3 protein-coding genes and 1 pseudogene are annotated in these 4363 nt (G+C 33.6%); 1 reads left to right on the forward strand and 3 read right to left on the reverse strand.

The window, feature by feature from the left end; genetic code table 11:
• Together JJE11_RS15510 and JJE11_RS15515 are read right to left on the reverse strand one after the other, a co-directional pair.
• Window positions 1-1582, reverse strand: a 1582-nt coding sequence (locus JJE11_RS15510; protein WP_291637228.1) for a BCCT family transporter, incomplete at its 3' end; no start/stop codon positions are given.
• Window positions 1583-1813: 231 nt separating this feature from the next.
• On the reverse strand, window positions 1814-2161 hold the full coding sequence (locus tag JJE11_RS15515; protein WP_291637231.1) for a YggT family protein: 348 nt from the start codon (window positions 2159-2161) through the stop codon (window positions 1814-1816).
• Between the two features lie 257 nt (window positions 2162-2418).
• On the opposite strand from JJE11_RS15515, the gene JJE11_RS15520 reads away from it, so the two are divergent.
• The gene (locus tag JJE11_RS15520; RefSeq protein WP_291637233.1) at window positions 2419-3810 is read left to right on the forward strand and encodes a hypothetical protein; all 1392 of its coding nucleotides are present in this window, start codon (window positions 2419-2421) and stop codon (window positions 3808-3810) included.
• Between the two features lie 57 nt (window positions 3811-3867).
• Here the strand turns inward: JJE11_RS15520 and JJE11_RS15525 are convergent.
• Window positions 3868-4363: pseudogene (locus tag JJE11_RS15525) on the reverse strand (lactate racemization operon protein LarA); the annotation flags it as partial.

A 4363-nucleotide genomic window follows, 5' to 3' on the forward strand; every position in this document is an offset into this window, starting at 1 on the left:
CTTTCTCAACTATTGCTGTTTCTGGAAAGTATGTTACGTCATATTTTTCCCTGTTAGAAAGGAATTTAAACAGTGATATAAACGCAACTACATATATAGCCAGCATTGGTAATGCACCTATCATCGGTAGCATTTTTGCAGCATTTAGCATATTGATTCCATCTACTGAAGTTGTGTTGGCAAAGATACTGACGAATGCAACTGAAGCCATTACAACTCCCCAGAATATTTTCATTATAGTTGGAGGCTCTGCTGTACCTCCATCCTTACAGTTAACCGAAAGCGAAGATACTGTAGATGTTAGTCCATCTACACAAGTAACAACTGAAATACACAGTATAAGTATGAATCCTACGCCTAGAATGCTTGATAGTGGCAATTGTTTAAAAAATGCAAATACCGCTGCTTCTAGTCCACTAGAACCCATAGTTGCATAAATCTGACCACCGTTTGTAAGTTCCATGTTGATAGCTGACGAACCAAAAACGCAGAACCAAAGCATAATGAAAAAGGCAGGAAGCATATTAACAATAATAAATTCTCTTAGTGTTCTTCCACGACCTATCTTAGCAAGGAATAGTCCCATCATTGGGCCGTAAACAACCATCCATACCCAATAAACTACTGTCCACCACATTGGGAACATATCTTTTTCAACTGTTCCTAGGTAAGTCATTCTTTGAAAGAATGTCTGAGCTGAAAGTCCTAGAGCCTCTGTTGACATTGAAAGAATAAATCTTGTCCCTCCAAATACAAATACGAATATAATTAAGCCGATAAAGATTTTTGTATTAATATCTGAAAGTATTCTGATACCTCTTAGCAGACCAGTGTAACTTGAAGCAATAAACGAAATAACTAGCACTAACAGAATACTACCACGTAAAATAGTAGTGGACTCAACTCCAAAAAACATACTTACCCCTGCACCAACTGTAGTAGCCGCAACCGCAAGTACCGCCGCAACAGATACTGAAATTGAGAAAAAGCTGAAGTTGTCAACTATATCTCCTACTCTACCCATTGATTTCTTCCCAAGAATGGGATACAGAAGTGAACTTATACGGAAAGGAAGTTTCATGTTATAAACTACAAAACCAAAAACTACTCCCATGATTGTGTAAAGTGCTATTGATGGAACACCCCAGTGAATTAATGAAGTTGCAAGCCCAAATTTAGCTGCATTTGCAGAACCTGGTTCAAATACTCCAACCCCTGTTACCGGTTCCCAAAGGAAAGTAATAGGCTCAGCTATACCCCATATAACCATACCAGTTCCTATAATGCCACAAAGACACACGGTGAACCACTGAAATCTGGTATAAATTGGTTTGCAGTCTTCACCACCAATTTTTATATTAGCAAATCTCGAGAACACTAGCCAGATTAATACTGCCATACTCATCAAAGTTACCAGTATGTATAACCAAGCAAACCAGTTATACCCAAAAGCTGAAATAGCCTTCTCCGCGTTGAAAAATCCGACTGGATTAGTTATCCCAAAAAATATAATTCCAGCGAACACCAGAACCATTGGGATTAAAACAGCCTTACGTATGGAATAATTTTTCCCCTTTTCCATAGTTAAACCCCCTACTCTAATTTTATTAAAACAAGTAAAACGATATTCTTACAACAGTCTACCAATAAAAAGTCAAAAAAAAGTCAAAAAAAAACAGATTTTTCTGAATTATTAATTTAACTTATTTTTAAGCTTTTCATCACTATTTTTTTGATTAATAATTTCAGAATAATTTAATTTAAATATAAGTCTAAAACCAGGAGGAATAAATATACCCTCCTGGTTTTAGACTTATTGTATTCCTTTGTCCTTACGTTTTTGGGAGATTTCAATTAACCTCACTATTCCATATGCAGCAAGCGCATAAACAATCATAGCTATAATAGTTGCAGGCTCCAAAACTGACTTCGTTTCTATCCCCTTAGTTACAGCAGTTCTAAAAATTCCACTGAATGGAGCCATAAAAACTCCTGATATGTTATATATAAGTGATACAAAGGTGCTCCCAGCATTAGCCCCAAGAAGCTTGAAAACAAGTCTAAAAGCGAAAAAAGCCTCAATTATACCGAGTATATAATACACTATTTTTCTAAGTTTCAAATTATTTTCGTTAGATCTGTAATCAGTATTTTTTTCCATTTATTTACCCCCCATTGCTTTGATTTATTTTATACTATAATTTCAAAATTTGTTAGTATAATAAAAATTATAACCCTATTTGTCGGAAATACAAGTTTTATTAAATTTTCCATTCTAAATCAAATTGCACTAAATCAAGTTGCACTAAATAATAACTAAAAATAATTAAAGAAAATATTCAATAATTTTTACATGTTTTTATAATGAATCCACAAAACCAGGGAATACTATTTATAAAAAGAAAGTGGTGTGGAAACATGATAAATTTAAAATTAAAGGTGAAAAAACTAGCTATCACAACTTTGTTGTTAATTACTATTTGCATCACTTGTGGATTTACATTGAAATTCTATTCTACCGAAAAAAGCGTAGAAGCATTTAAATTACAGGATATTGCCATTAAAAAAGCTCCGGACATTAAAATTATGAATGTTGTTGTTGTACGAAAAAATGAATTACTTTTGGTTTCCACAAATGATAAAGATAAAAATATAACATTAGATAGTGGTGGCATCTTTTCTCGCCCACTTATATCTCCTGATGGAAGCCAGGTTTCATACCTTAAGGATAATGTTTTATATGTTACAACAAATAAACTAGAGCACATAAAAATAGCTGACAATACAACTACATTATCATTTGCGTGGCAATTATCTTTTACCTTTCAAGATAAAAATACTTTACTATACTCCCCTACATCAGGCGGCTTATATTTTTATGATATCGTAAATAAAATCAGTAAACCTTATCTTCAGGATGAATTTAATTACCAGAACATCACTTTAGATAGTAGTGGAAAAATATATGCTGAGAAGTACCTTTTCTATAAAAAAAATGGATCTGATTATATTAAAGACTATGGAGTTCTATTCTTTGATCCGATAACAAAAAAACAAAAAATTGTTATAAAATCAATTCCAACTAAAATAGATACAGGTGGTGATTTAGGGATGTACCCTATCATAACAGGTATATCGAATGATGATAAATATCTGTATATCTGGAAGCATCCACATGCAGGCTCTCTCGCCACAGATGGAGTTGATTTGGCAGTTTACGATATCTTAAAAAACAAATTAATAGAATATACTAATCCACCCATGTTTTCACTACACTATAGTGATAATATATCTCCAAACCCTAAAAGCAGTAGGTACTTAGCATTAATCTTGGGTGGCGGGAGAGAGATGGATAACAATAAAGATTTAGTTCTATTAGATATTTTAACCGGCAAATTTCAGTCCATGTCTCCAAATGGAGACGCAGCCATGACCCCTTATTTCGCCAGTGATGGAAAAAGCATTCTATATGCATCCTCTAAAGAACAAAAGGAAGGAATTGGTGGCTTAAATCAATGGTTTTTCAATGAAAATCACCATATATTCACAATTAATACAACTACAAAGCAAAGAAAACAGCTTACAAATAACAAAAATTATTTCGATTTTTCGCCAATATACATGGATAACAATGTCGTCTTATTTTTCCGAAGTGATAAAACTGAAAATGACAATGTGTCCATTTGGAAATATACTAATGGACGCGAAACAATGCTTGCAGATGGATTAATATTTTATGATGATATGAAATATCCCATCCAAAACTATTATGGTCATTATAATACTACTCTTTATACTGATATAAAATAAAAGCCATAAAATGCGTTAGGAAGATAAAATCAATTTTATCTTCCTAACGCATTAATGTTATCTTACCACAACTGAAACACCATCTGGTATTACTGATATTGTTGCATCTTGTCCCTTAATTTCGAAAGCCCTTTTAAGTGCTTCTTCAAAGGTAAATGCATGTTGCATATGCATTTTTTTTATCATTTCAGGATCACACAAATCTGTAACAAAAATCACGATAAACTTATCGAGTATCCGCGCAAGAATCTGAAATTCCCATTGATCTGGCGCTGTATCATTTCTTCCTACTTTAATTACTCTATCAAGAACTTCTCGAGGGCTACTTGCATTTGCAATATTGTCATAGAAGGACTGACCTCCATGTCCATCATTACAAGCAGACACCATAATTATAACTCCACCGTCCTTGCAAGTTGCTTCAGCTGCTGTCATACCTTTAACAGACTGATATATATTTTGGTCTAGCGGATATCCTCCATTAGTTGATATAGCAATGTCTGCTTTAACAGCTTTCACCGATGCAAGTTCCATTACAAATTTACATCCTTCA

The organism is Clostridium sp., assembly GCF_016650095.1.
Lineage (GTDB): Bacteria > Bacillota > Clostridia > Clostridiales > Clostridiaceae > Clostridium_AD.

Bases quoted from the DNA above. Each gene is read 5' to 3' on its own strand.
- JJE11_RS15515 (WP_291637231.1), bottom strand. From the start codon at position 2,161: ATGGAAAAAAATACTGATTACAGATCTAACGAAAATAATTTGAAACTT.
- JJE11_RS15520 (WP_291637233.1), top strand. From the start codon at position 2,419: ATGATAAATTTAAAATTAAAGGTGAAAAAACTAGCTATCACAACTTTG.